Source organism: Streptomyces roseirectus (assembly GCF_014489635.1).
Lineage (GTDB): Bacteria > Actinomycetota > Actinomycetes > Streptomycetales > Streptomycetaceae > Streptomyces > Streptomyces roseirectus.
In genome coordinates, this window is the sequence record NZ_CP060828.1 from 1,355,949 (window position 1) to 1,379,459 (window position 23,511).

Annotated in this window: 19 protein-coding genes and 1 tRNA gene; 12 read left to right on the top strand and 8 right to left on the bottom strand. The window is 74.0% G+C overall.

The window, feature by feature from the left end:
- The first annotated feature begins 46 nt into the window (after positions 1–46).
- Positions 47–133, top strand: a tRNA-Arg gene (locus IAG44_RS05535).
- A 48-nt stretch (positions 134–181) separates the two neighbouring features.
- Positions 182–1,153 carry a diacylglycerol/lipid kinase family protein gene (locus IAG44_RS05540; RefSeq protein ID WP_187746003.1) on the top strand — a complete coding sequence of 324 codons (972 nt, stop codon included), beginning with the start codon at positions 182–184 and terminating at the stop codon, positions 1,151–1,153.
- Between the two features lie 55 nt (positions 1,154–1,208).
- Here IAG44_RS05540 and IAG44_RS05545 read toward each other — a convergent pair whose 3' ends face one another.
- Positions 1,209–1,886 (bottom strand): uracil-DNA glycosylase, encoded by a 678-nt coding sequence (locus IAG44_RS05545; RefSeq protein WP_187746004.1) that lies wholly within the window; start codon positions 1,884–1,886, stop codon positions 1,209–1,211.
- 208 nt (positions 1,887–2,094) lie between these two features.
- Here IAG44_RS05545 and IAG44_RS05550 point away from each other — a divergent pair, with 208 nt between their 5' ends.
- On the top strand, positions 2,095–3,012 hold the full coding sequence (locus tag IAG44_RS05550) for a sirohydrochlorin chelatase (protein WP_187746005.1): 918 nt from the start codon (positions 2,095–2,097) through the stop codon (positions 3,010–3,012).
- A 93-nt stretch (positions 3,013–3,105) separates the two neighbouring features.
- Here IAG44_RS05550 and IAG44_RS05555 read toward each other — a convergent pair whose 3' ends face one another.
- Positions 3,106–4,338, bottom strand: coding sequence for an FUSC family protein (locus IAG44_RS05555; protein ID WP_187746006.1), 1,233 nt, complete (start codon positions 4,336–4,338; stop codon positions 3,106–3,108).
- A 265-nt stretch (positions 4,339–4,603) separates the two neighbouring features.
- On the opposite strand from IAG44_RS05555, the gene prcB reads away from it, so the two are divergent.
- The 3 genes from prcB (at position 4,604) to IAG44_RS05570 (ending at position 8,937) form a co-directional block, all read left to right on the top strand.
- Positions 4,604–5,434, top strand: a complete 831-nt coding sequence (gene prcB, locus IAG44_RS05560; protein ID WP_187746007.1) for a proteasome subunit beta — start codon at positions 4,604–4,606, stop codon at positions 5,432–5,434.
- A gap of 73 nt (positions 5,435–5,507) precedes the next feature.
- Positions 5,508–5,984 (top strand): Lrp/AsnC family transcriptional regulator, encoded by a 477-nt coding sequence (locus IAG44_RS05565; RefSeq protein ID WP_187746008.1) that lies wholly within the window; start codon positions 5,508–5,510, stop codon positions 5,982–5,984.
- Positions 5,985–6,165: 181 nt separating this feature from the next.
- Entirely contained in the window at positions 6,166–8,937 is a 2,772-nt protein-coding gene (locus IAG44_RS05570; protein ID WP_187746009.1) for a beta-L-arabinofuranosidase domain-containing protein, read from the top strand.
- A 7-nt stretch (positions 8,938–8,944) separates the two neighbouring features.
- Here IAG44_RS05570 and IAG44_RS05575 read toward each other — a convergent pair whose 3' ends face one another.
- Positions 8,945–9,712 carry a LysR family substrate-binding domain-containing protein gene (locus tag IAG44_RS05575; RefSeq protein WP_187746010.1) on the bottom strand — a complete coding sequence of 256 codons (768 nt, stop codon included), beginning with the start codon at positions 9,710–9,712 and terminating at the stop codon, positions 8,945–8,947.
- A gap of 57 nt (positions 9,713–9,769) precedes the next feature.
- Here IAG44_RS05575 and IAG44_RS05580 point away from each other — a divergent pair, with 57 nt between their 5' ends.
- On the top strand, positions 9,770–10,180 hold the full coding sequence (locus IAG44_RS05580; RefSeq protein WP_187746011.1) for a DUF5997 family protein: 411 nt from the start codon (positions 9,770–9,772) through the stop codon (positions 10,178–10,180).
- A gap of 275 nt (positions 10,181–10,455) precedes the next feature.
- Positions 10,456–11,646, top strand: a complete 1,191-nt coding sequence (locus IAG44_RS05585; protein ID WP_246561515.1) for a right-handed parallel beta-helix repeat-containing protein — start codon at positions 10,456–10,458, stop codon at positions 11,644–11,646.
- A 71-nt stretch (positions 11,647–11,717) separates the two neighbouring features.
- Here IAG44_RS05585 and IAG44_RS05590 read toward each other — a convergent pair whose 3' ends face one another.
- The gene (locus tag IAG44_RS05590; RefSeq protein WP_223006783.1) at positions 11,718–12,539 is read right to left on the bottom strand and encodes a serine/threonine-protein kinase; all 822 of its coding nucleotides are present in this window, start codon (positions 12,537–12,539) and stop codon (positions 11,718–11,720) included.
- A 448-nt stretch (positions 12,540–12,987) separates the two neighbouring features.
- On the opposite strand from IAG44_RS05590, the gene IAG44_RS05595 reads away from it, so the two are divergent.
- Positions 12,988–13,377 (top strand): cold-shock protein, encoded by a 390-nt coding sequence (locus tag IAG44_RS05595; protein WP_187746012.1) that lies wholly within the window; start codon positions 12,988–12,990, stop codon positions 13,375–13,377.
- 22 nt (positions 13,378–13,399) lie between these two features.
- Positions 13,400–14,404, top strand: a complete 1,005-nt coding sequence (locus IAG44_RS05600; RefSeq protein ID WP_187746013.1) for an AraC family transcriptional regulator — start codon at positions 13,400–13,402, stop codon at positions 14,402–14,404.
- 1,428 nt (positions 14,405–15,832) lie between these two features.
- Here IAG44_RS05600 and IAG44_RS05605 read toward each other — a convergent pair.
- Positions 15,833–17,182 (bottom strand): alpha/beta fold hydrolase, encoded by a 1,350-nt coding sequence (locus IAG44_RS05605; RefSeq protein WP_187746014.1) that lies wholly within the window; start codon positions 17,180–17,182, stop codon positions 15,833–15,835.
- Between the two features lie 181 nt (positions 17,183–17,363).
- On the opposite strand from IAG44_RS05605, the gene IAG44_RS05610 reads away from it, so the two are divergent.
- A complete protein-coding gene (locus IAG44_RS05610; protein ID WP_187746015.1) occupies positions 17,364–17,927 on the top strand; it encodes an MBL fold metallo-hydrolase in 564 nt (187 codons plus the stop codon).
- A 13-nt stretch (positions 17,928–17,940) separates the two neighbouring features.
- On the opposite strand, the gene IAG44_RS05615 is transcribed toward IAG44_RS05610, so the two are convergent.
- On the bottom strand, positions 17,941–20,373 hold the full coding sequence (locus IAG44_RS05615) for a hypothetical protein (RefSeq protein WP_187746016.1): 2,433 nt from the start codon (positions 20,371–20,373) through the stop codon (positions 17,941–17,943).
- A 299-nt stretch (positions 20,374–20,672) separates the two neighbouring features.
- Between IAG44_RS05615 and IAG44_RS05620 the strand changes: the two genes are divergently transcribed.
- Positions 20,673–21,554 carry an MBL fold metallo-hydrolase gene (locus IAG44_RS05620; RefSeq protein ID WP_187746017.1) on the top strand — a complete coding sequence of 294 codons (882 nt, stop codon included), beginning with the start codon at positions 20,673–20,675 and terminating at the stop codon, positions 21,552–21,554.
- Positions 21,555–21,574: 20 nt separating this feature from the next.
- Here the strand turns inward: IAG44_RS05620 and IAG44_RS05625 are convergent, their stop codons facing one another.
- Both IAG44_RS05625 and IAG44_RS05630 read right to left on the bottom strand, forming a co-directional pair.
- The gene (locus IAG44_RS05625) at positions 21,575–22,255 is read right to left on the bottom strand and encodes a response regulator transcription factor (protein ID WP_187746018.1); all 681 of its coding nucleotides are present in this window, start codon (positions 22,253–22,255) and stop codon (positions 21,575–21,577) included.
- Positions 22,252–23,424, bottom strand: a complete 1,173-nt coding sequence (locus tag IAG44_RS05630; protein ID WP_246561518.1) for a sensor histidine kinase — start codon at positions 23,422–23,424, stop codon at positions 22,252–22,254. Before IAG44_RS05630 ends, IAG44_RS05625 begins: the two co-directional genes overlap by 4 nt.
- Positions 23,425–23,511 lie beyond the last annotated feature (87 nt).

Sequence of the window (23,511 nt, forward strand, 5' to 3'; positions counted from 1 at the left end):
TCCGGGGTGCACCGGGAGGCGGGCACGGGTCCGCCGGCCGGGGCGAGGAGAGGTACCCGAAGCGGCCCAACGGGGTACCGAGGCGACTCGGTTCGGGTCTCGGCCCGCGCAGGTTCGAATCCTGCCCTCTCCGCACCTGCACTTTCCGTAGTCGCCGACCCGGCTTGGAGCGTCCGCCGCCATGAGCGACCCGTTCACCTCGGCCCTGGTGATAGCCAACCCCGCCTCGGGCACCTACCCGCCCGGGGCGGCCGAGACGGTACGCCGCCGGCTCGCGGACGCGGGACTCGCCGCCGCCCTCGCCCTCACCGAGCACCCCGGCCACGCCCGCGCACTGGCCGCCGGCGCGCTGACCCCCGGCGGGCCCGACCTGGTGGTCGCGGTCGGGGGCGACGGAACGGCCCACGAGGTGGCCTGCGGCCTGCTGACGGACGCCGACACCGGCACGACGGCCGGCAGCGGCCCCGGCCCCCTCCCTCACTCCGGCCGGTCCCCCGCCCTGCTGACCCTCCCCACCGGTACCGGCAACTCCTTCCACCGCGAGATCTGGGCGGACCTCCCCTGGCGCGCCTCCCTCGAACGCGCCGCGACGGCACCGCACGTGCGCGCGATCGACCTGGCGCGGGTCGCGGAGAACGGCGTGCCGGCCGTGCTGGGCGCCTCCACCGGCGTCGTCGCCCAGTCCCTCGTCACCGCCCGGGGCATCGCCGAGGCCGGCCGCGACCGGTACGAGAAGGCCGTCGCCGCGGCCCTGCACGCGTTCACGCCGTACCCGGGCCGGGTGCTGGTCGACGGCGAGGTCGTGCAGCAGGGCCCGACCGTCTTCGTCGACGTCGGCGGCGGCCGGTACCGGGGCGGCCGGTTCCGGCTGCTGCCGCACTCCGTCATGGACGACGGCCTGCTCGACGTCTGCGTCGTCGGCACCGCCCTGCCCCTGCGCGACCTGCCGGCGCTGGCCCGCGACGGCTCCCACGTCGGCCGGGAGGGCGTCGTCTACGCGCGCGGGCGCAGCGTGGTCGTGGAGCGCACCGACGGCCGGCCGCTCGTCTTCGAGTGCGACGGCGACGTCCTGGCGCCCGCGCGCGAGCGGTTCACGCTGGACGTGCTGCCGGGGGCGCTGCGGGTCGTGGGCCCGCCGCCGGGCGGACACTGACCGGCTCACGCCGCCGGCTACTGCCCGCACCGCTGGCTCCGGCCCGCACCGCCGGCTACGGCAGGCGCCAGTCCACCGGCTCGGCGCCCTGGCCGGCGAGGAGTTCGTTGGCGCGGCTGAACGGGCGGGAGCCGAAGAAGCCGCGGTCGGCGGACATCGGCGAGGGGTGCGCGGACTCGATCGCCGGCAGTTGGCCGAGCAGCGGGCGCAGGTTGCGGGCGTCCCGTCCCCACAGGATGGACACGAGCGGCTTGCCACGGGCGGCGAGCGCCCGGATCGCCTGCTCGGTGACCTCTTCCCACCCCTGGCCCCGGTGCGCGGCGGGCTTGCGCGGCGCGGTCGTGAGCGCCCTGTTCAGCAGCAGCACCCCCTGCCGCGTCCACGGTGTCAGATCGCCGTTGGACGGCCTGGGCAGCCCCAGGTCGGTGTGCAGCTCCCGGAAGATGTTCTCCAGGCTCCCGGGCAGCGAGCGCACCTCCGGCGAGACCGCGAAGCTCAGCCCGATCGCCATCCCCGGCGTCGGATAGGGGTCCTGGCCGACGATCAGGACGCGCACGTCGTCGAAGGGCTGCTGGAAGGCCCGCAGGACGTTCGCCCCGGACGGCAGGTACGTCCGCCCGGCCGCTATCTCGGCGCGCAGGAAGTCCCCCATCGCGGCGATGCGTCCGGCCGCGGGTTCCAGGGCCTTCGCCCAGCCCGCTTCGACAAGTTCATGCAGAGGTCGTGGTGCCACAGCCCGTCACCCTACTGCCACACGCCGGCACCCCGCACAGCTACGGAAACCCATGCCCCCAGGAACGCCCCGATCGGGACAACTCACCCGCAACGCACGCCGATCACGTCTGATCCGCACGTAACTCAGCAGACAAAACCGGACGGATACCGTTCACCCGCACCCTCCCCGAACGGGGGAACCCGGGAAACCAGTAACATGCGGCGCCATGAGCTCCCCCACCGGTCCCGCGTCCGGCCTGCCAGTACGAATGCCGCGCCCCCGTCAGCCCGGGAGGCACCGCCGACCCGAGCCCCTGGCGGCTCCCGAGGGCGCGCCCGCGCTCGTCCTCGCGGTGCCGGGCACGCCCAGCGATGCCACCCGGGGTCTCGCCGAGGAGATCGTGAGCATCGCCCGCTCCGAACTGCCCGGCCTCGACGCGCGCATCGGCTACCTGGACGGGGACGACACCGAGTTCCCGACCCTCCAGGCGATCCTCGCCCACGCCGCCGACGAGCGCACCGCCCGCTACGAGCAGGCGCTCGCCGCGGGGCTGGACGTCAAGCAGCCCGACGGCCCCGTCGCCGTCGTCGTGCCGCTGCTGGCCGGTCCGGACAGCGCGCTGCTGCGGCAGGTGCGGCAGGCCGTGATGGAGAGCAAGGTCGCGGCCGACCTGACCGACGTCCTCGGCCCGCACCCGCTGCTCGCGGAGGCGCTGCACGTGCGCCTGTCCGAGGCGGGGCTCGCGCGCGCCGACCGGGCCCGGCTGTTCACCGTCGCCACCGCGGCGGACGGGATCATCCTCGCGTCCGTCGGCGGGGACGAGGCCGTACAGGCCGCCGGGATCACCGGGATGCTGCTCGCCGCGCGGCTCGCCGTGCCGGTGATGGCCGCGGCGCTCGACCAGGAGGGGTCCATCGCCTCCGTCGCCGAGCAGCTGCGGAACTCCGGGTCCCAGCAGCTCGCGCTCGCGCCGTACCTCATCGGGCCCGAGATCGACTCCGTCGTGGTCGAGGAGGCCGCGAAGGAGGTCGACTGCGCCGCCGCCGAGGCGCTGGGTCCCTACCCGGCGATCGGGAAGCTGGCGCTGGCCAAGTACACGACGGCGCTGGGGATCGCGCCCCAGCAGACACCTGCGGTGCGGTAGCCGTTTCGCCTACTGGGGTGCCGGGGGCTGTGCTGTGGCGAGTGCGGGCTCGTCGTGGTTGGTCGCGCCCACGCGGCGGTAGCCGCACATCGATTACAGCCCCGCGCCCCTGACTTGCGCTACGCGCTCGTCCAGGGTCGCCAGCACCTCGTGTGCTCGCTGCTTTCGGTCCCTCATCGGGTTCAGCGGGTGCAGCAACGGGGCCACTGCCAGGCGGACCCGGGGCAGCAGTGTCTCCAGTTCCGCCGCCCTCGCCGCCGGGTTCGCCTTCGGGTCGCGTTCCCAGGCTTCGAGGACCTGGACGGTGTGGCCGATCCAGGCGTCCGTGACCTTGTCGGTGGTGATGGGGAGGACGAGGAGGACGGCGAGGGTCGCGGCGAGGGCGCCCAGGCCCGTCTCCGCGAGGCGCAGGGCGAGGAGCTGGGGGCTGAGGACGCCCAGGACGCCGTAGAGGAGTTCCACCAGCAGCGTCACCCACAGCATCATCCACGTGTAGGAGACGGCGGCCGTGTAGAAGATGCCGAAGACGGCGGCCGCGAGCCCGAGCGCCGTCGGGACGGGCGCGCCGTTCACGGGGACGGCGATCAGCAGGCCGAGGGCGATGCCGACGACCGTGCCGGCGACCCGGCGGAAGCCCCGCACCAGGGTCTCGCCGCGCGACGTCGTGTTGACGAAGATCCACCAGGTCGCCCCGACCGCCCAGTACCACCGCTCGGCGGAGAGCGCCTGGCCCGCGACGAGGGCGAGCGCGGCGGCGGTCGTCGCCTGGACGGCCTGCCGCGAGGTCACGCGGGCCAGCCCGGGGACGGTCACGGCGGGCGGCGCCGGCCGTCCGCGCTCGTAGCACCAGACGCCGAAGCGGACGGCGGACGCGACCGCGAGGGCGAGCAGGACGGCCGCGTACAGCTCCGGCAGGTGCGCCGGGGTCGTCCCGAGGACCAGGGTCACGAAGAACGCCATGAACGCGAAGACGCCGAGCGCGTGCCCGCGCGGACCCCACCGGCGCGCGTACACGCCCGCGCCGATGATCGCCAGGAAGGCGAGTGCGCGGGCGAGCGGACGGTCGTGGACCTCCGCCGCGAGCGCGAAGACGGGAAGGCCGACGACGGGCAGGAGCGCGGTCGTGACGGCCTGCCCGCGCACGGTCGTGTCCGTCACGGTGAACAGGGCGAGCAGCGCCGCGAGGCCCCCGGTGACGGCGGCCACGAGCGAGTGCCCGGCGACGGCGCAGGCCACGACCGCGAGCCCGATGCCGAGCACGGCCCGGGACGCGGCGCGCAGCCGCATCCGCCCCGGATCCGGAGCCGTGAACACCTTCCTCAGCACGTGACGCCCACCCCTTCGGACCTGAGACCCTGATCATGCGATTCGGACATGAGAAAGGCGCCGCGGGTCTCCGCAGCGCCATCGACCCGACCATGAGACCACCACCGGCCCCACTGGCTCAAGTGACGTCGTTCCGAGTGGGCCATTGGCCCACCTGGACGGCGCTCGGCTGGTCCAGTGCCGGGCCAACGGACCACGCGGCTCGTGGGGCATACGGGGGCGCCGGGTCGGGTAGGCCGATCCCGACCCGACAGAAAGGGACCCCATGAACCACGCGCTGCCGCCCTCGTTCACGGCCACCGGTTCGTCGTCCTTCCTGGACTTCCTCGCCGCGCAGGCCCCGGAGATGCTGCCCTCCCGCCGCACGCTGCCGCAGGTCGAAGGCGGTTTCGAGGCGCCGCACGGGACGACGATCGTCGCGGCGACGTACGCGGACGGCGTGCTGGTGGCGGGTGACCGGCGGGCCACGATGGGCAACGTGATCGCGAACCGCGAGGTCGACAAGGTGTTCCCGGCCGACGAGTACTCGGCGGTCGCCATCGCCGGCACGCTCGGCTTCGCGGTGGAGCTGGTGCGGCTGTTCCAGCTGGAGCTGGAGCACTACGAGAAGATCGAGGGCACCGCGCTCTCCCTCGACGGCAAGGCGAACCGGCTGACGACGATGGTGCGCGGCAACCTCGGCATGGCCATGCAGGGCCTCGCGGTCGTCCCGGTCTTCGCGGGGTACGACGTCGACCTGGGCGTGGGCCGCATCTTCACCTACGACGTGACCGGCGGCCGGTCCGAGGAGTCCGCCGGGTTCACCGCGACCGGCTCCGGCTCGGTGTACGCGCGCGGCTCGCTGAAGAAGTTGTACCGGCCCGGGATGAGCGAGTCGGACATCGTCACGGCGGTCGTGCAGGCGCTGTACGACGCGGCCGACGACGACTCCGCGACCGGCGGTCCCGACCTCTCCCGTCGGCTGTTCCCGCTGGTCAGCCTGGTGACGGCGGACGGGTTCCGGCTGCTGGGGGCGGAGGAGGTCGCGGAGGTGTCGCGGACGGTCGTCGACGGGCGCAGGAACGCGCCGGACGGGCCCCGGGCGCCGGTGCTGTGAGGTAGCGCGGCCCGCGGGCCGTCCGACTGGGCCATTGGTACAGTCGGCGGTGATCATCAGGGAGGCCGGTCGTATGGCGGTGGACGAGCTCGACACCCGCATCCTGCGCCTGCTCCTGGAGCAGCCCCGGACCAGTGTGCGCGAGTACGCGCGGATCCTGGGCGTCGCCCGGGGCACCCTCCAGGCGCGCCTCGACCGGCTTGAGCGCGACGGCGTCATCACCGGCACCGGCCCGTCCCTCTCCCCCGCCGCCCTCGGCCACCCGGTCCTCGCGTTCGTGCACATCGAGGTCACCCAGGGCCACCTCGACGACGTCGGCGAGGCGCTGGCCGCCGTGCCGGAGATCGTGGAGGCGTTCTCGATCACGGGCGGCGGCGATCTGCTCACCCGGGTCGTGGCCCGCGACAACCTCCACCTGGAGGACGTCATCCAGAAGCTGATCAGCATGCCGGGCGTGGTCCGCACGCGCACGGAGGTCGCACTGCGCGAGCGGGTGCCGCACCGGCTGCTGCCGCTGGTGGAGTCGGTGGGGCGGGCGGCGGCGAAGTAGGCGTCCGGAGCCGGCCACCTGGGGTTCCGATGTCGAAACTTCCGCACCCGTCACACCCGTTGACGCGTCACGGTGCCGTGCCTATCTTCTGGACGATCTTCCGAACAGTTACCGATATATCGAACGCTCCACCCGCCTCGCACACCCCCCACACGCAGGACCCTTCAGAATCGAGGAGCACATGGCCCCGCCCCTCTCCCGACGCACCCTCCTGAGGAGCGCGATGATCGCCGCCGCAGCATCCGGGCTCACCGGCACGGGCACGGCCGGCGCCTCGGCCGCGCCCGCCGCCTGGTCGCTGCTCCCCCTCCCGCTGGACAAGGTGTCCCTGGGACCCGGACTCTTCGCGGACAAGCGGCAGTTGATGCTCGACCACGCGCGCGGGTACGACGTGAACCGGCTGGTGCAGGTGTTCCGCGCCAACGCCGGTCTCTCGACGCGCGGCGCGGTCGCCCCCGGCGGCTGGGAGGGCCTGGACGGCGAGGCCAACGGCAACCTGCGCGGCCACTACACCGGCCACTTCCTCACGATGCTGGCGCAGGCGTACGCGAGCACCGGCGACGCGGTGTACGCGGAGAAGATCCGCACGATCGTCGCGGCCCTGCACGACTCCCGCGAGGCACTGCGGCGAGCGCCCCAAGTCCTCAGCGTTCCGGGCAAGTTCGGGACGGCCGCCGAGAACGTGCGGGGTTCGTACCAGTACGTCGAGCTGCCCGCCCAACTCCTGGGCGGCGCACCGGCGATCACCCTCGCGGCGTGGATCAGACCCACGCACGACGGGAGTTGGGCCCGCGTCTTCGACTTCGGCGACGACACGACCCGCTACCTCTACCTGACGGCCCGCAACGCGAGTGGTGTGCCCCGGTTCGCGATCACCACGAGCGGGGCCGGCGGCGAGCAGGGCATCAACGGGACGGCCGCGCTGCCGCTGGACCAGTGGAGCCACCTCGCGGTGACGATCGGCGGCGGGGTCGGCACGCTGTACGTCAACGGGCAGGCGGTGGGCCGCAATCCGGGCATGACACTGACCCCGGCCGCGCTCGGGACGCTCACCCACCACTGGCTGGGGCGGTCGAACTACTCCGGCGACCCGGTGTTCGCGGGGGCGTACGACGGGTTCGACGTCTGGTCGCGGGCGCTGACCGCCGCCGAGATCACGGGACTCCAGAGCCGCAAGGGCTCAGGAGACCTCGCCTCGTACGGTTTTGACGAGACGTCAGGCGGTACCTTCGCCGACTCCTCCGGGCGCGGGCTCACCGCGACGCTGCGCCGGACCTGGGGCGCCCCGAGCCACGCCGGGTTCCTCGCGGCCTATCCGGAGACGCAGTTCATCCAGCTGGAGTCGATGACCGCGAGCGACTACTCGAAGGTGTGGGCGCCCTACTACACGGCGCACAAAATCCTGCGCGGGCTGCTGGACGCGTACCTCGCGACCGGCGACGCACGCGCCCTCGACCTCGCGTCGGGCATGGCCGACTGGATGCACGCCCGCCTCTCGAAGCTGCCCGCGGCGACGCTCCAGCGGATGTGGGGGCTGTTCTCCAGCGGCGAGTTCGGCGGGATCGTCGAGGCGCTGTGCGATCTGCACGACCTCACGGGAAAGGCCGAACACCTCGCGCTGGCGCGGCTGTTCGACCTCGACCGGCTCATCGACGCGTGCGCCGCGAACACGGACGTCCTCGACGGGCTGCACGCCAACCAGCACATCCCGATCTTCACGGGGTACCTGCGGCTGTACGACGCGACCGGCGAGCGGCGCTACCTCGACGCCGCGCGCAACTTCTGGGACATGGTCGTCCCGCACCGCATGTACGCGGTCGGCGGGACCAGCAACGCGGAGTTCTGGCGGGCGCGGGACGTCGTCGCCGGGGTCATCAGCGGCGCGTCGGCGGAGACGTGCTGCGCGTACAACATGCTGAAGCTGAGCCGGGCGCTGTTCCTGCACGCGCAGGAGCCGAAGTACATGGACTACTACGAGCGGGCGCTGTTCAACCAGGTGCTCGGGTCCAAGCGGGACGCCCCCGACGCGGAGAAGCCGCTCGTCACGTACTTCCTCGGGCTGGACCCCGGTCATGTGCGGGACTACACGCCCAAACAGGGGACGACCTGCTGCGAGGGGACGGGGCTGGAGAGCGCCACGAAGTACCAGGACACCGTGTACTTCGTCGCCGCCGACGGGGGCGCGCTGTACGTCAACCTCTTCAGCCCGTCGACGCTGGAGTGGTCCGGCAAGGGTGTCACCGTCACGCAGTCCACCGGGTTCCCCTTCGAGCAGGGGACCACGCTCACCGTGCGCGGCGACGCGCGGTTCGAGTTGCGGGTGCGGGTGCCCGCGTGGGCGACCGCCGGGTTCCGGGTGCGGGTCAACGGGCAGGCGGTGAGCGGGAGTCCGGTGCCGGGGAGCTACTTCGCCGTGGCGCGCGACTGGCGGGACGGGGACGTGGTGCGGGTGGACACGCCGTTCCGGATGCGGGCGGAGCGGACGCCGGACGAGCCCTCGGTCCAGGCAGTGTTCTACGGTCCGCTGAACCTCGCCGCCCGCAGCGCGTCCACCTCCTATCTGCCGGTCTCGCTCTACCGCAACGCCGCGCTCTCCGGCGATCTGGTCTCCTCCTTCACGGCGGTTGACGGGAAGCCGCTGCATTTCTCCCTGGGCGGCGTGGAGTTCGCGCCGTTCTTCGAGGGGACCGAGGATCCGACGCACGTCTACGTGCGCCGGGCGGAGCCTTGGGTGGTGTTCGGGGGCGTGGACTCCGGGGTGGCCAACCCCGTGAAGACGAACGGGAGTTCACTGCTCGACGAGGTGTGGGCGGGGGCGCCGTTCGCCGACAGGGCGGCGCTCGTGGCGCGGGTGCGGACGGTCGTCGCGTCGTGGGTCGCCGGCGGGCTGCTGGGCGCCTCGGACGGGGACGCCGTCGTCGCCACGGCCCAGCGGGCGGTGTACGTGTCCTGAGGCCGGTCTACTTGTGGCGGCGGGGTTTGGGGCTCGCGGTCTTGCGGGCGGGCTTCTTCCCCGTCGCCTTCCCTGCCGTCGCCGCCTTCCCCGTCGTCGCCTTGCGCACAGGTGCCTTCTTCGCCGGGGACTTCTTCGCGGCGGGCTTCGGCTGCTCCTGCTTCGTCCTGCCCCGCGTGCTGTTCGCCGTCCGGCCGCGCACCACGCCGATGAAGTCGTCGACCAGGTCCGTCGTCGCGTCCGTCGGCCAGGAGAGGGCGACGGCGGACTGGGGGGCGTCGGTGACCGGGCGGTAGGTGAGGTCGCGGCGGTGGTGGAGGCGGGCCAGCGACTGGGGGGTGAGGAGGACGCCGATGCCGGCGGCCACGAGGTCGATCGCGTCGGCCGTCGTCTCCGGGCGCTCGAAGGCCGGTTCCCCGGGCGGCTGCTCCCACGCGAAGACGTCGTCCAGCGGGTGCAGGACCGTCTCCTCGGCGAGGTCGGCCAGGGTGATCTCCTCGGCCGCCGTGATCAGGTGGTCCTTGGGGACCACCGCGACGGTCGTCTCCGTGTAGAGGGGGATCGCGCTGAACGTCTCGCGGTCGACGGGCAGCCGGACCAGACCGGCGTCGGCGCCGCCGGAACGCAAGACGTCGGATGCCTCGGCGGCGCCCGCCTGGAGCAGTTCCAGCCGCACCCGCGGGTAGCGCTCGGTCCAGATCCGCGCCCACTTGGCGGGGGTCGCGCCGGGTACGTAGGCGAGCCGGAACGTGGGGGAATCCGCCGAGTCAGTCACGTCGCCAGGTTACCCGCTGTGGTCGGAGGTCTGTCCGGTGGCGGATAGTCTGGGGCCATGAAGTCGCACCAGACCGCCCAGACGATGAAGCCCGCCACCGCGGCGAAGAAGCTGGGCGTGTACCTCCCCGCCACCCCTGCCGAGTTCCAGGAGGGTGTCGTCTCCCGTGCCGAGCTGACCGAGCTCCAGGAGAACCCTCCGCAGTGGCTTCAGGACCTGCGACTGAGCGGTCCGCACCCGCGTCCGGTGGTCGCGGCGCGGCTCGGTGTGTCCATCGCGGGTCTCGCCCGCGGGGGTGTGACCGACGCGCTGACCACCGCCGAGATCGAGGCCCTGCGCGACGAGATGCCGGAGTGGCTGGAGAAGGAGCGGGCCACCCAGGCGGAGGTCCGCAAGGAGGCCGCGCGGCTCAAGAAGCGCGACGCGGAGCGCGCGGCGCGAGCGGGCCGGGGGCCGGAGCGCGACTGAGACCGGCGGCCCTCTGCTGAGGGGGCCATCGGTATGTCGTAGGCCGTCGGTGTGTCGTGGGCCGTCGGTGCTGTCCCGGTGGCGTCCGGGGCGATAGATGTGCCGTCGTGCGAAATCTTCCTTTTCTCCCCGGGTTGTCCTCTGCGCTCCGCCCTCGCCGCCGGGCGCTCGCGCGCTGGTGTGCGGCGGCTGTCGTCGCGGTGGGGGCCGCGGGGTGCGCGGGCGGCGGTGACGAGGGGGCCCGGGGGGCCGGGAGCGGGGGGAGCGCGGCGGTCGTGCGGGTGCCGCAGGACACGCCGTCGGTGCGGCGGGCGGTGGAGCTGGTGCGGGCCGGAGGGCTGGTGCTGGTGTCGCCGGGGGTGTACCGGGAGTCGGTGACCGTGGCGAAGCCGCGGGTGGTGCTGCGGGGGACGGACCGCAACCGGGTCGTGTTCGACGGGGAGTTCGAGCGGCCCAACGGGATCACCGTGACCGGCGCGGGCTCGGTCGTCGAGAACCTGACCGTGCGCAACCACCTGGCGAACGGCGTCCTGTTCACCGGCGTGACCGACGAACGGCTCCAGGCGGGCCGCGCGGGCGGCTCGGCCTACGACCCGCTGGACACGGTCAAGTTCCCGCCCCTGCACGGGTTTCGGGCGTCGTACGTGACCGCGTACAACAACGCCCTGTACGGGATCTACGCGTTCGACGCGCGCGCGGGCGTCATCGAGCGGTCGTACGCGTCGGGGCAGGCGGACTCGGGGATCTACGTCGGCCAGTGCCGGCCGTGCGACACGGTCGTGCGGGACAACACCGTCGAGCACAACGCGGTCGGCCTGGAGGTCACCAACGCCTCGGAGCGGCTGTACCTGCTGGGCAACCGGGCCTCGCGCAACCGGGTCGGGCTGACGCTCAACTCCAACGACCTGGAGGCGCTGGGCCCGCAGCACGGCGCGGTGGTCGCCGGGAACGCGTTCACCGACAACAACGACGCCCGCAGCCCCGAGCAGGCGGACGGCGGCTTCGGGATCGGCATCGGGTCGGGGGGCGGCCGGGAGAACGTCCTGGAGCGCAATCTGGTCACCGGGAACCGGGCGGCGGGGATCGTCCTGGCCGACGTCCAGGGGTACCCGGCGCGCGACAACACGGTCCGCGACAACCGGGTGTCGGGCAACGGCGCCGACCTGGTGCTGGCGACGGGAAGCACGGGCGGCAACTGCTTCGTACGCAACGGGGAGTCGCGCCGCAGCCCGGACGGCCTGCCGGGCCGGGACCTGTGCGGCGCCCCGGCACCGGCCGCCTCCGGCCCCGCGTCCCGCACGCTGGGCACGGTCCCGGCCGTCACGGCGCCCGCGGGCGTCTCCTTCATGGACGCCCCCGTGCCGCCCGCCCAGCCGAACCGGCCCGGCGCCCCGGACGCGCCCGCGCGGGCGGCGGTGGGGCTGCCGGGGCGGGTGGACGTGCGGGCGTACCGGGTGCCCGCGTAGCCGTACGCGCCCGCGCGGGGGCGTCGATACGGTCATTTTCGATCAGCCGTCCCCAGGGACCCCCGGAACGGTCACTTTCCGTCCCACGGTCCCTTCGGGACGCTGCCGCGCACCCGCTCCCCCGTCAGGTCCAGCGTCACCGTCCGCGCCTCCCCCAGGCGCGCGGACACCCGGCGTACGGCGCCGTCGGCGCCGATCCAGTACGTCACCGGGGAGCGTCCTGCGAGGGGGCTCGCGGTGGCGGCGGGGCGGGGGCGGGGGCCCGCGAGGACGTCGTAGGGGCGGCCGTCGATGGTGTCCTCACGCAGGTGCAACGGGCCTGACTGGGCGAGGAGTTGGGCGTTGTCGGGGCGGTCGGCGGCGAGGGCCAGGGAGAGCTGGAGGGCGACGTCGAGGGGGGCGCGGCCGTAGGGGCGGCGGGTCCAGGCGGCGGTGTTCAGGCGGGCCGCCTCGCGCAGGGCGTCGCGCGCGGGCGTGCGTGGGGCGGGCGGTCCGTAGGTGCCGGGGCGGGCGACGGCGAGTCCGTCGGGGCTCCAGGCGAGGAGGCCGGGTGCGCCGCCCGTGCCGTCTGCGCCGTCCACACCATCCGCGTCGTACCAGCCGACCGCGCGGTGTGCGCGGGGGTCGACCACGGCCCGGACGGCGGTCGTTCCGGTGGGGGTCGCGACGCGCAGGTGCATCGTCGACGTGCCGGCCTGGTACGTCCTGAAGCGCGCCAGGGCCAGCCGCTGGGCCTCGTCGGCGGTCAGGGGTCGCGCGGGGTCGGCCGGGGCGGCGCAGGCCGTCAGGAGGGCGCTCAGGGCGAGCGCGGCGGCTGTCGCGAGGTGCGCGGGGCGGAGGGGGCGAGGACGTCGGGGGAGGTGGAGGAGGCGAGGGAGGGGTTTTGTCCGCATGGCAGGTCTCTATACGGGGCCGCCCGTGCGGTCGGGCGTCAGCCGCGCGGTCCGGTCACCCACCCGGGCCCGGTCGGTGTGCCGGACATCACAGGGCGCGGGGGTGCGGACGGGCGGGACGGTGTGCGCAGCGGCGGATCCGCACCTCATACGGGTGAACTCGGCGCGCTCCGGGCACCGTCCGCGAACTCTCCGTGAGGCGGCGCCGGTTGGCGGCGCCTCGGCTCGTCCGGATTCGTCCGCGGTCCGGTGCGTGCGGGCCGGTCGGGGCCGTACGCTTGACGGGTGGCGGGGCGATCCGTTTCCCGCCGCGCAGAGCGTGACCGAGTCACCTGGCGCGTCGTATCGCCGAGGGTGAACGCCCGGGAGTCGCCCTCGGGGCCCCGCCTTGGTTACGATCTGCGACAAGTTCACCGGAGTGGGTGTTTCGAGGCTGTTGGGGGTCGGGATGGTTGCCGGTCGTGTGGTGCGCTTCGACAGCGCGCGGGGTTATGGATTCATTTCTCCCGACGACGGCGGGGAAGATGTCTTCCTGCACGTCAACGACATGTTGATGCCTGAATCGCAGATCCGCCGCGGCGTTGCCGTGGAGTTCGAGATCGAGGACGGCGAACGCGGTCCGAAGGCTTCCGACGTGCGGCTCGCACGCGGTGCCGACGGCAAGCCGCTGACGCCGGACGACGACGTCCTGTGCGACGTCCTGAACACGGAGGAATTCACCCGGGAGGTCACCGAGACGCTGCTGTCCTCGGCTCCCTCCCTCACGGGCGAGCAGATCCTCCAGGTGCGTCAGGGCCTCGCGCAGTTCGCCAAGCACCACGGCTGGGTCGAGGGCTGACCCGGCCGACCGGGGGCGGGCGATGACCTCGCCCGCGCCCGGTCGCATTGCCGAGGGGCGCCGGTTCTCGTTCCGGACGACGGACGCGGACGAAGCGTGTGAGGCGATCGCGGCGACGTACTACGCCAACTTCATCGACGTGCTCGGTGAGGGCCCGATGCTCGACGCCTCCTTCGAGGTGGTGCGGCTGGGTGCGCTCACGCTCGGCGATCTGCGGTGCGGTGCGCCGGTGGCGATCCGCTTCGGGGACCTCGGCGCCCACCATGTCGACCTGCCGCTGACGGGGCGGATCGCGTGGGGGCAGCGCGGTGGGGACGCGAGGCTGGCGACGGCCGCGCGGGCCGCCGTCTTCGATCCCGTCGGGGACACGCGCCTCGACCACTGGGCCGGGGACTGCCGTGTCATCGCCGTCAAGATCGAACCGTCCGCTCTGCGGGACCACTTGGAGCGGTTGCTGGGGCGTCCCGTGCGGTGTGCTCCGCGGCTCGACCCCGAGTTCGACTCCTCCGCCGGGCCCGGACTCACCTGGGCGCGAACGGCCCGTCTGGTCATCGGTGAGATGGACAATCCCGGTGGGCTGCTCGACCAGCCGATGCTGGCCGCGCGGTTCGAGGAGACGCTGCTGTCCGGGCTGCTGCTGGCCGCCGGGCACCCCTACCGCGAGGAGCTGGCCGCCCAGCCCTCCACGCCGGTCTCCTTGCGTCCTGTACGGCTCGTGCTCGACGCCATCCACGCGCGTCCCGAGCATCCCTTCACCACCACCGGCCTCGCCTCCACCGCGGGCGTCGGCACTCGCTGGCTCCAAGCCGCCTTCCGCCGCCATCTCGGGGTGTCCCCCATGGCCTACCTCCGCGAGGTCCGCCTCGACCGCGCCCACCACGAACTCACCACCGCCGACCCCTCCTTCACCACCGTCGCCGAGGTCGCCTACCGCTGGGGCTTCGGCCACCTGGGCCGCTTCGCCGAGAAGTACCGGGGGCGGTTCGGGGAGTTACCGTCGGAGACGTTGAACTCGGGGCGCGGGTAAGGGAGTTGTGGGGCGGGGACTCGGCTGACGTCGCCGCCGGGCACACCTCGACGTTCAGAAGCGGTGTCCCGGGAGACGCAGGCGGGCTTTCCGGCTCACACGGACGGGGGGGAGCCCGGGGGCGGGATGCCGGGGGCCGGATACCAGGGAGCCGGGGGCCGGGGGCCAGGTACCGGGGCCAGGGGGCCGGGATGCCGGGGAGCCGGGATACCGACGGCCGGGGAGGAATCGGCGAGTGTCGCAGCGGGGCTGTAGGCGTGGGCCCGCAGAGCAGCGCCTCTGATACCGGGCGGTATCTCCGGCTCGGGGCTGCGTCTCCGATGCGGGGCGGTACCGGAAGGCGTGCGCGTCGGCGGCCGGGCTCCCGGGGCCGATCCGCGACTGGCGTCGGCAAAAGGCCGCTCCGGAAGTCTCAGCCGAGCCGCCTCCCGGCACTCCCACTCCTCACCTCGGCTGAAGCCGGGAGGGCCTGGAGACCGCCACGGCACACAGCACCGGGGACGAAGCCGTCGACGCCGTCACGGCGTTGCCCAGGGGACACCTCGGGAAGCCGTCGAAGCTCATCCCGCCGCGTTGCCCTGCGGACGCTCCGGCAAGCGGCGTCCCCCACCCGGGTCCCGTGCGCTAATCGGCCACACCCGGTGGATCGTCCCGCCCGAGGCGCAGCCGTAGCGTCAGGGTGCCGTGTCCCGGCCCCCGACGCGGTGTCCGGCTGCGGGGCGTTCACCCCGGGACCCGTGGCCCGGAAGTGAACGGCCCGCGCCGGGGTTCACCCACCCGAAGTGGTCATGTCCGGCTGAGCGGTGTACCGGCAGGCCGGCCCGCCGGCGCGTCACAACAGGGTGCCGACGCCCGTGCACAGCACATGCCGTGGCCGGGCGCGTAGCCCAACAGCCACCGCTCCGACTCCGAGCGAAGGCCAACGGCCCGCACAACCACCCCACCCGGCGGGCCCTCTGAGCCACCGCACCACCGGGCTCCCTCCCCCGCCGATGCCCCCGCGCGCCAAAGCCATCCACGCCGAAGCAACCCCAACGCCAAAGTCACCCGCCGCACAGCAACCCGCACGCCAGGCCACCCGAGCACAGCCCCCCGGCCGGGGCGAGTCCACGCAGCCACCCGCGTGCCAGGGCCACCTGCGCCGAAGTCACCCCCGCACCAGAGCCACCCGCCCCGAAGCCCCCGCCAGGCACGGTGGTGCCCCGCCGGGTGGTGTAACCGTGCGAGGCCGTCGGCCTCCCTCGGAGCCGAGGCGGCTGCCGCAGGCCCGCCGCCCGGCCGCAATATGTGCCGCTCACAGGCGTCATCATGCCGATGCGATCCGTTGGCGACAGTCCGAGCGGGCCGGCGCTACCGGCTCCGCGCCGGTACAACCACTCAGCGGGACATCGCCCCAGGCACACCCACCCCGAACCACCCCCGCCGGAGTCAGCGCCCGACCGTAAGTGGAGCAGGGTGGTAAGGGATGTACGCGGCGCCGTCGAGGCCGAGAGCCGTGGCGGAGGTCTGGAGGGCCGCGGCGGTGGCGGAGGCGCCCCAGTGGCCGGTGTCGAGGCGGTGTTCGAGGGCGTGGAGGGCGGCGACGGTCTCGGCGGTGGTGAAGGTGCAGTGGCCGGGCCGTGCCACGTATGCCTGGCGCAGGAGGGAGCTGTCGCCCGCGGCGCGGATGCGGGCGGCGAAGCGGCTCTGCTGTTCGACGGGGACGAGGTTGTCGGCGATGGTGTGGACGTTGAGGAGCGGGACGGCGAGTCCTTGGCCGGCGGAGGAGGTGCGCGCGGCGGTGCGGACGGCGGCCGGGTCGGCGGTGACGGCCGCGCCCGCGGTGAGGCTCGCGAGGTCGGCGCGCAGGTCGAGCCCGGCGGCCCGGTAGAGCGCGTGGACCTGGGGCGCGTGGACGGACCCGGCGAGCAGCCGCTCGTAGGAGACGCCCTTGTTCCAGGAGTTGTTGCCGCCGACGGACTGCTCGATGGCGTACCGGCCGCCTTCGACGAACGAGAGGATGCCCTGGGCGAACCAGGCGTACTGCTGCTCCTGCTGCGCCGCCCAGTCGGTGGGGGCGGGCCGCTCCTGGCCGGGAGCCCACGCGGGCAGGTTGAGGAAGGCGGCGGCGAGGGCGATACGCGCACGCCCCTGCGGGGTCGCCTGCGCGGCCGTGACCGCGCCGGTGAGGCGCTGGGCGGTGGCTGCGGCCTCGGCGGCGGAGCCGAAGCGGACGAGCTTGGGATCCTCGCCGGGCAGCAGGAGGCGGGCGATCGTGTACTCGGCGTCGAGCTGGTAGTTGTCGAGGTCGGTGGCGCCGGCGACGAGCCCGCACAGGCCGAGCGCGCCGTCGATGCGCCCGGCGCCGTCGCGGGCCATCTGGGCGTTGACGAGGCCGCCCATGGACTGCCCGACGGACAGCACGCGCGCGGGGACGCCGATCTCGGCGGTGACGGCGTCGATCGTCTGGAACTGGTCGCGCTCGGCGCTCTCCAGCGCCCACATCGAGCCGTTCGGGTCGTAGGAGGATCCGGCGAGCGCGTACCCGCGCGCGAGGAGGTCGAGACGGACGGCCTCGGAGGGGGCGTTGGCGGCGACGGTGGGGCCGAAACCGTGGCTGAAGATCACCAGGGTGCCGTTCCAGGCGGCGGGGACGTCGGCTATCCAGGTCGCGCCGTCGGCGAGGGTGCCGGTGAGGCGGGCCGGCGCCTCGGTCGTCGCCTGGGCGGGCGGGCCCGCGAGGACGGCGGACAGGGTCACGGCGATGGCCGTCAGGGCGGTGCGAGAGCGGGTGCGCATGGGTCGCGGCTCCAGTCGGGGGAAGCTCGGGGGAAGGGGGGAGCGTACGGATGCGCACGGAATCTAGGGCTAGTTTCTTACAGCAGTCAATCTTTTGCACAACATCAGTCGTCCCGAAGAGCTGTTTTCAGCCCGCGCACACCCCTGTGCGCCACCGCACCCGGCGGCTAGGGTTCCGGAAATGAGCGCCACCTTCCGCATCCTGACGTCCGGTTACGTCGGACCGCGCACCGCGAGCACCGTGAGCCTCGTGCGCGACGGCGACACCGTGGTCGTCGTGGACCCGGGGATGGTCGCCGACCGGGGGCTGATCCTCGATCCGCTGGCCGCGGAAGGGCTCGGTCCCTGCCAGGTCACGGACGTCGTGTTCAGCCACCACCACCCCGACCACACGCTGAACGCGGCGCTGTTCCCGGTGGCGAGGTTCCACGACCACTGGGCGACCTACCAGAACGACGTCTGGACCGACCGCCCGGCCGACGGCCACTTCCTGTCGCCGTCGGTGCGGCTCGCCGCGACCCCGGGGCACACGGCGGAGGACATCAGCACACTGGTCGAGACCCGTGAGGGCCTGGTCGTCTTCACGCACCTGTGGTGGAGCGCCGAGGGCCCGGTGGAGGACCCGTTCGCGCACGACCCCGGCCTGCTGCACGAGTCGCGTGCGAAGGTGCTGGCGATGGAGCCGGCGCTCATCGTGCCGGGACACGGCGCCGCGTTCGTGCCGGACGCGGGCACGCCCGTGTGACGCGAGGCGTCCTTCACCGCACCGCCCGCGAGAGGGGCAGCGTCCCCGTGAACGCCGGGACGAACGCCCCGAACCCCCCGTCCCCGGCCCGTCCGCGCTCCACGTCCGCGATGAGCCGCAGCAGCGCCGCCGTCCCCTGGGGCGCGTCCACGCGTGTGTCGACCGTGGCGAGGGCGCGGCGGGCGCGGTGCCAGGTGCGCGACGGGTGGGCGGGGTGGTCGGTGACGGCGAGGGCGTAGCGGGACAGCAGCGTCGACCAGGTGTCGGCGGCGGCGCCGGGCCCGGCGAGGGCGCGGTGGGCCGTGCGGCGCGCCTTGCGGGGCGCGGTGGACGACTGGACGATCGCGAGGGCCGCGAGGCTGACGGCGGGGGCGGGTCCGCCGGGCGCGTCCGGCGGGATCAGGTCGGCGGCCTGGGCGAAGCAGGACTCGGCGGCGGCGAGGGAGTGCTCACGCCAGGCCAGCAGGCCCTCGACGTGGGCGATGCGGCCGACCGTCGCGCCGTCGCCCGCGAGGACCGCGCCGGTCCAGGCCCGCCCCAGCAGCTCACGGGCCGTCTCGGGGTCACCGGTGCCGAGCCAGGCCATGAGCCACAGGGCGCGCGGCAGCAGCGGGCTGTCGGGCTCGGTCAGGGGCAGCAGCCCGCGCAGGTGGGCGTGGCCCTGCGCCGCGTGGCCGTGGACGGCCCACCAGAACCACAGGTGGACGACGGCCTCCAGCGCGGCCTCGACCTGTCCGGGGCGGGAACGCGCCCTGCGGACGAGGGCCGTGAGGTCGTCGTACTCGTCGCGCACGAGCTGGACCGCCTGCCGCTGCTGCCCGCTCGACCACAGGTTCTCGGCGACGGCCGCGACGCGCCGGAAGTGCAGGGCGTGCCGTTCGTGCGCGACCGCCGACTCGCCCGCCGCGCGCAGGCGTTCGGCGCCGAAGTCCCGTGCGGCGCGCGTCATCCGGTAGCGGGACGGGCGCGGTCCGCCGTGCTCGCCCAGTGTCTCCAGCACCCCCGACGCCGCCAACCGCGCGAGCAGGCCCGGGACTTGGTACGGCTCGACGCCCGCGCCCGCGCACAGGAAGACGGCCGTGGCCTCGGTGAAGGAGCCCGCGAAGACGCTGGCCCGCGCCCAGACGACCCTCGACTCCCGTTCGCACAGCCGGTATCCGGCGCCGACCGCGTCCCGCAGCGAACGGTGCCGGCGGGGGCCGGGGTGGGGGCCGGTGAGCCAGCACTGGTCGCGCTCCAGCCGTGCGGCGAGGTCGCGGACAGAGTGGCGGGTGAGCTGGCTCGCGGCGAGTTCGATGGCCAGCGGGACGCCCTCCAGGAGCCGGCAGATCCTCCTCGCCTCCGCCAACTCCTCGCCGTCGCAGTCGAGTTCACGGCCCGTCGCGGTGCGGGCCCGGCTCAGGAACAGGTCCACCGCCGGGCCGTCCGCGCTCAACGCGCCCAGCTTCAGGACGTGTTCGTCCCCCAGCCCGAGCGCCGTGCGCGCCGTGACGAGGATCCTCAGCGCCGGGACGGCCATCAGGAGCCGCTGGACGAGGCCGACGCACTCGGCGTGGACCGGGTCGACGCCGTCGAGGACGAGGAGGGGGTGCGGGGCAGGGAGGGCGGGGAGGGCCCGCAGCGCGGTGCCGGGGTCGGCGTACGGACGCGCCGGGGTCGGATGCTCCGGCGTACGCCGGGCGCGGGGGGCCGTCTCGCCGGGGCGGGGGTGTCCGGCGGGGTCGCCGGCTCCCGTGATCACCTCGCCGAGCCGGGGGCATCCGGCGGGGTCGCCGACTCGCACGGTCGCCTCACCGGAGCGGGGGCTTCCAGCCGGATCACCGACTCGTACGGTCGCCTCACCGGAGCTGAGCTGTCCGGCCGGGTCGCCGGCTCCCGTGATCGCCTCGCCGAGCCGGGGGTATCCGGCGGGGTCGCCGACTCGCACGGTCGCCTCACCGGAGCGGGGGCTTCCAGCCGGATCACCGACTCGTACGGTCGCCTCGCCGGAGCTGAGCTGTCCGGCCGGGTCACCGGCTCCCGTGATCGCCTCACCGGAGCGGGGGCGTCCGGCCGGGTCACCGGCTCCCGTGATCGCCTCACCGGAGCGGGGGCGGGAATGTCCGGCCGGGTCGGCGGCCCGTACGACCGCCTCGCCGAACCCCGCCGCGTCCAGCGCCCGCGCCACCCGTTCCGCCAGCCCGCCCGCGCCCGCGCCCCCGGCGCCGTCGCCGTCCTCCCCCACCCACACCGCGGCTCCCGTGCCCACCGCCGCCCCGGCCAGGCGGCTCTTGCCCATGCCTGCGGCGCCCGTGACCGTGACCAGGCGGTGTCCCGCGAGGGCCGCGCGCAGCCGGGTCAGTTCCGTCTCCCGGCCGAGCAGACCTCCGTCGACCGGTCGGCCGCGCCGGGGGGCGGGCAGCGTCCCGGAGATCTCGGCACATGTCCACACGTCGTAACTCTCCATACCGTGACCTGCGTGTTCGCGAGCGTGACGCCAGGGGACCGGGGTCGGGAGCCGTTCGGCGGCCCGGTTGCAGAACCGTCACTGCACTGGCGTCACGGTCCCCAACGCGTCACCCTCGCGCCGGGTGGCGCCGCCTCCCGCCGGATCACCCGCGCCGACGAACGACCGAACGTCCGGCCGATTCGACGGCGCCCGCCACCGGAGCGCTGTCACGGAACGGGGTGGCGTCCGGTTCATAGGGGCGAGGGGACATCGCGCGGTCGGTGTCCCCGGCCGACGCTCTGCAGAGGGAGAACCCGATGAGTCAGATCGACTTGGTTCCGTCGCGGTACGCGCTGAAGGTGGGGGACATCGATGTGATGGTGATCAGCGACGGGGTGCTGCCGATCACCACGTCGACGCTGGCCACCAACGTGCCCGGCCCCGAACTCGCCGCGTGGCTCGACGAGATGTTCCTGCCGCCGGAGGTGTGCGACTGGCCGCTGAACGTGGCGGTGGTGCGCAGCGGCGACCGGACCGTGCTGGTCGACTCGGGGCTGGGGACGGAGTTCCCGGGGTTCCCCCGCGCCGGACAGCTCGCCGCACGGCTGGACGCCGCCGGGATCGATCCGGCGTCCGTGACCGACGTGGTGCTCACGCACCTGCACATGGACCACGTCGGCGGGCTGCTCGTGGAGGGGCTGCGGGGCCGGCTCCGGCCGGACCTGCGGGTTCATCTGGCGGCCGCCGAGGCGGAGTTCTGGGGCTCGCCCGACTTCTCGCGCACCGTCATGCCGACGCCGGTGCCGGAGGTGCTGCGCACGACGGCGGCGCGGTTCCTGGACGTGTACCGGGGGCAGTTGCGGCCGTTCGAGACGGAACGGGAGGTGGCGCCGGGGGTGTTGGTCCAGCGGACCGGCGGTCACACCCCCGGGCACAGCGTCGTGCGTCTGGAGTCCGGCGGCGACCGGCTGACGTTCGCGGGTGACGCCGTGTTCCAGCCCGGTTCCGCCCATCCCGGGTGGCACAACGGGTTCGACCACGACCCCGAGGGCTCGGCCCGGGTCCGCGTCCGCCTCCTGACGGAGCTGGCGGCACGCGGGGAGCAACTGGTGGCCACCCACCTTCCGTTCCCGTCCGTGTGCCATGTGGCGGCCGACGGCGACGCGTTCCGTTTCGTGCCGGCGGTCTGGGACCACTGACACGCCGGCCCGCCCTCCGGTCAGCGCTCCGGAGGGCGGGCCTCCACCAGCCCCGACTGGTAGGCGATGACGACGAGTTGGGCCCGGTCGCGGGCGTGCAGCTTCGTCATCGCGCGCTGGATGTGGCTGCGGACGGTGAGGTGGCTGAGGACCAGTTGCTCGGCGATCTCCGTGTTCGACCTGCCGAGGGCCGCCAGCGCCATGACCTCGCGTTCGCGGTCGGTCAGGGTCTTCAGGAGGGCCGGCGGGGCCAGGGCCTCGGCCGGGTCGGGGGTGGCGAGGAAGCGGGTGATGAGGGTGCGGGTGGCCGTCGGGGACAGCAGGGACTCGCCCGCCGCGACCGTGCGGATGCCCGCGAGGAGGACGTCCGGGCCGACGTCCTTGCCGAGGAACCCGCCGGCGCCCGCGCGCAGGGCACGGGCCACGTTCTCGTCGTCCTCGAAGGTCGTCAGGATCAGGACGTGGGTCGCGGACAGGGAGTCGTCCGCGCAGATCTCGGCCGTGGCGGCGAGGCCGTCCGTGCCGGGCATGCGGATGTCCATGACGACGACGTCGGGGGCGTGCGCGCGGGTCAGGTCGACGGCTTCGCGGCCGTCGGCGGCCTCGGCGACGACCGTCATGCCGGGGTCGGAGTCGACGAGGATGCGGAAGGTGGCGCGCAGGAGGGCCTGGTCGTCGGCGAGGAGGACGCGCGTGGTCATGGGGCCTTGCCTTCGTCGGGGTCGCGGTGGTGCAGGGGGAGCGTGCAGGCTACTTCGAAGACGCCGCCGGGGCGTCGTCCGGCGTGGAAGGTGCCGCCGACGGCGAGGGCGCGTTCGCGCATGCCGGTGAGGCCGTAGCCGCGTCCGGCGGCGACGGCGGCCGGGCCGAGGGCGTTGCGGACGGTCAGGGTCAGGTACCGGTCGGTGTAGGCGAGGCGTACCTCGGCCTCGGGGCGGGCGGCGTGCTTGGTGACGTTGGTCAGGGCCTCCTGGACGATGCGGTAGGCGGTGACGTCGACGGCGGGCGACAGGTCCCGTGCGTCGCCGTCGGTCTCGACGCCCACCTTCAGGCCGGCCGCGGCGCAGGCGGCGGTGAGGTCGGGGAGGCGGGCCAGGCCGGGTGCGGGGGCCAGGTTCCGCTCGTCGGACTCCTGGCGCAGGACGCTCACGGTCGCCTTCAGCTCGCGCAGCGCCGACGCCGTCGTGCCGGAGAGCTGGTCCAGGATCGCGAACGCCTGCTCGGGGTCGGTGCGCTTGAGGTGGGCGGCGGTGCCGGCCTGGGCGTTGGCGAGGGCGAGGTGGTGGGCGACGACGTCGTGCAGTTCGCGGGCGATGCGCATGCGCTCCTCGATGACGCGCCGGTGCGCCTCCTCCTCCTTGGCGCGTTCGGCCTGTTCGGCGCGGGAGGCGGCCAGGGCGCGGCGCACCTGGACGTAGCTGCCGAAGGCGATCGGCAGCATGGCCCAGGAGACGGGGTTGACGATGCTGAGGAAGAACTCTTTCCGGCTCAGGGTCAGCACGGTGCCGGTGATCAGCATGCCGGTCCCGGCGATCAGGGCGCCGGCCCTGCGGGTCCTGATGTCCTCGCGGACGCCGACGGAGTAGAGGGCGATGGTCATCGGGGCCGTCAGGATCGGGGTGACCAGCATCCCGAGGAGGCCCTGGCCCATGCCGCACGCCGTGGTGAGCGCGACGACGGCCAGGGGGCGCTGGTGGCGCCAGGGCAGGGCGACGCCGGCGACGGTCGCGAGGATCCCGGCGGGCAGCAGCCGCCCCACGCCGAAACTCCACCCGGCGCTCAGCGCGGTGCCGCCGACGCTCGCGGCGATGGCCAGCGCCATCAGCCAGACCTCGGCCGTGGGGGCGTGCAGACGCCGTTGGAGGTTCACGGAAGGGGCTCCGGGGGAGGGATCGTCGGGCGGGGGATCATGGTGTCAGACCTGAGGGGTAGGGGGCCTGTCCTGAGGGGGTAGGGG

What these genes read in the sequence shown, in the direction of transcription:
- IAG44_RS05570 (WP_187746009.1), top strand. Translation starts at nt 6,166, where the DNA reads ATGGCCCCGCCCCTCTCCCGACGCACCCTCCTGAGGAGCGCGATGATC.
- IAG44_RS05565 (WP_187746008.1), top strand. Translation starts at nt 5,508, where the DNA reads ATGGCGGTGGACGAGCTCGACACCCGCATCCTGCGCCTGCTCCTGGAG.
- IAG44_RS05600 (WP_187746013.1), top strand. Translation starts at nt 13,400, where the DNA reads ATGACCTCGCCCGCGCCCGGTCGCATTGCCGAGGGGCGCCGGTTCTCG.
- IAG44_RS05610 (WP_187746015.1), top strand. Translation starts at nt 17,364, where the DNA reads ATGAGCGCCACCTTCCGCATCCTGACGTCCGGTTACGTCGGACCGCGC.
- IAG44_RS05625 (WP_187746018.1), bottom strand. Translation starts at nt 22,255, where the DNA reads ATGACCACGCGCGTCCTCCTCGCCGACGACCAGGCCCTCCTGCGCGCC.
- IAG44_RS05550 (WP_187746005.1), top strand. Translation starts at nt 2,095, where the DNA reads ATGAGCTCCCCCACCGGTCCCGCGTCCGGCCTGCCAGTACGAATGCCG.
- IAG44_RS05540 (WP_187746003.1), top strand. Translation starts at nt 182, where the DNA reads ATGAGCGACCCGTTCACCTCGGCCCTGGTGATAGCCAACCCCGCCTCG.
- IAG44_RS05595 (WP_187746012.1), top strand. Translation starts at nt 12,988, where the DNA reads ATGGTTGCCGGTCGTGTGGTGCGCTTCGACAGCGCGCGGGGTTATGGA.
- IAG44_RS05605 (WP_187746014.1), bottom strand. Translation starts at nt 17,182, where the DNA reads ATGCGCACCCGCTCTCGCACCGCCCTGACGGCCATCGCCGTGACCCTG.
- prcB (WP_187746007.1), top strand. Translation starts at nt 4,604, where the DNA reads ATGAACCACGCGCTGCCGCCCTCGTTCACGGCCACCGGTTCGTCGTCC.
- IAG44_RS05580 (WP_187746011.1), top strand. Translation starts at nt 9,770, where the DNA reads ATGAAGTCGCACCAGACCGCCCAGACGATGAAGCCCGCCACCGCGGCG.
- IAG44_RS05620 (WP_187746017.1), top strand. Translation starts at nt 20,673, where the DNA reads ATGAGTCAGATCGACTTGGTTCCGTCGCGGTACGCGCTGAAGGTGGGG.
- IAG44_RS05615 (WP_187746016.1), bottom strand. Translation starts at nt 20,373, where the DNA reads ATGGAGAGTTACGACGTGTGGACATGTGCCGAGATCTCCGGGACGCTG.
- IAG44_RS05590 (WP_223006783.1), bottom strand. Translation starts at nt 12,539, where the DNA reads ATGCGGACAAAACCCCTCCCTCGCCTCCTCCACCTCCCCCGACGTCCT.